Source organism: Pseudomonas sp. R62 (genome assembly GCF_000257605.1).
GTDB classification, from domain to species: Bacteria; Pseudomonadota; Gammaproteobacteria; order Pseudomonadales; family Pseudomonadaceae; genus Aquipseudomonas; species Aquipseudomonas atacamensis.
The window spans coordinates 1-1,668 of the sequence record NZ_AHZM01000847.1 but is presented as its reverse complement, the minus strand read 5'-3'; the positions used below and the strand labels follow the sequence as shown (position 1 = coordinate 1,668).

The following is a 1,668-nucleotide window of genomic DNA, read 5'->3' as shown; positions in this document are numbered from 1 at the left end:
GTGTGCGAAACGGAAACGCGAATCTCCGGATCGGCGTCGGTCAACGCCTTGACCAGACTGCTCTTGCCCGCGCCCGATGGCGCGGAAATGATGTACAGGGTGCCGGTGTGTTGGGTCATGTCAGGTAGCCTTACTCAATATTCTGCACTTGTTCGCGCATCTGCTCGATCAACACCTTGAGGTTGACGGCGGCCTGGGTGCTGCGCGGGTCGAAGGCTTTGGAGCCCAGTGTGTTGGCCTCGCGGTTGAGCTCCTGCATCAGGAAGTCCAGACGCCGCCCGGCGGCACCACCGGACTTGAGCACCCGGCGAACTTCGATGATGTGAGTGCTCAGGCGATCCAGTTCTTCGGCCACGTCGCTTTTTTGCGCGAGGATGACCATTTCCTGTTCCAGGCGCTGCGGGTCGAGCTCGGCCTTCATGTCGGCGAAGCGGTCGAGGACCTTCTGGCGCTGGGTGGCGAGCATCTGCGGCACCAGTTCTCGCAGGGTCACGACGTCTTCTTCGATGGACGTCAGGCGGTCGTTGATCAAGCGAGCCAGCTCCGCGCCTTCGCGCTCGCGGCCAGCCTTCAGATCCTTCAATCCCTGATTGAACAGCGCCAGCGCTTCGGCGTTCAGCGCTTGCGGGTCGGTCGCATCGGCCACCAGCACGCCGGGCCAGGCCAGCACTTCCAGCGGATTCAGCGCGGCGGGATTCTTGATCAGCCCGGCCACGGTTTCCGCAGCGGCCACCAGTTGCGCGGCGCGCTCGCGGTCCACTTGCAGCGGTTTGCCGGTGCTTTCTTCGGTGAAGCGCAGCGTGCATTCCAGTTTGCCCCGCGACAGGCCCTGACGCAGCGCTTCACGTACGGCGCCCTCGAGGTCGCGAAACGATTCGGGCAAGCGCAGGTGCGGTTCCAGATAGCGGCTGTTGACCGAGCGCAGTTCCCAGCTCAGGGTGCCCTGAACGCCGGCTTTCTCGACGCGGGCGAAGGCGGTCATGCTGTGCACCATGGCGGTGACCTCGCAATGCAGATCGGCGCGAAACGCTGTTTCGCAGGCGCGATTTCAATGAATTTAAGCCGACTGGCAGCAAAGGCGCAGGATTGTAGCGCAGTGCGGCGAATGCGCCCAAACACACGGTGTGACAAAGCGCTGCAGCCCGTCGGTTATGCGCGCTTGAGGGGCTTCGGTCGTCGGCCGGCGGTTTTAACCAGTGCCCACTCGCGGTGCAGCACTCTATAATGCTCGGCAGTTTTCCGTCCTCAGTACAGGTATCCCTATGAAACGTCCAAGTGGTCGCGCTGCCGATCAGCTCCGCTCGATCCGCATCACCCGCAACTACACCAAACACGCCGAGGGATCCGTACTGGTCGAATTCGGTGATACCAAAGTCATCTGCACCGTCAGCGTCGAAAATGGCGTGCCGCGTTTCCTCAAAGGTCAGGGCCAGGGCTGGTTGACTGCCGAGTACGGCATGCTGCCGCGCGCCACCGGCGAGCGTAACCAGCGTGAAGCCAGCCGTGGCAAGCAGGGCGGTCGTACTCTCGAAATCCAGCGCCTGATCGGCCGTTCCCTGCGCGCAGCGCTGGACATGTCCAAGCTCGGCGACGTGACCCTGTACGTCGATTGCGACGTGATCCAGGCCGATGGCGGTACTCGCACCGCGTCCATCACCGGCGCCATGG

2 protein-coding genes and 1 pseudogene are annotated in these 1,668 nt (G+C 63.1%); 1 reads left to right on the top strand and 2 read right to left on the bottom strand.

Going from position 1 to position 1,668, the window contains the following annotated elements:
• Both OQK_RS00510 and OQK_RS00505 read right to left on the bottom strand, forming a co-directional pair.
• Positions 1 to 119: pseudogene (locus tag OQK_RS00510) on the bottom strand (guanylate kinase); the annotation flags it as partial.
• A gap of 11 nt (positions 120 to 130) precedes the next feature.
• Complete coding sequence (locus tag OQK_RS00505; protein ID WP_016770639.1) at positions 131 to 994, bottom strand: YicC/YloC family endoribonuclease; 864 nt, start codon at positions 992 to 994, stop codon at positions 131 to 133.
• 268 nt (positions 995 to 1,262) lie between these two features.
• Between OQK_RS00505 and rph the strand changes: the two genes are divergently transcribed.
• The coding region (rph, locus tag OQK_RS00500) for a ribonuclease PH (protein WP_016770638.1) at positions 1,263 to 1,668 on the top strand (406 nt) is incomplete at its 3' end.

Bases quoted from the DNA above. Each gene is read 5' to 3' on its own strand.
- OQK_RS00505 (WP_016770639.1), bottom strand. From the start codon at position 994: ATGGTGCACAGCATGACCGCCTTCGCCCGCGTCGAGAAAGCCGGCGTT.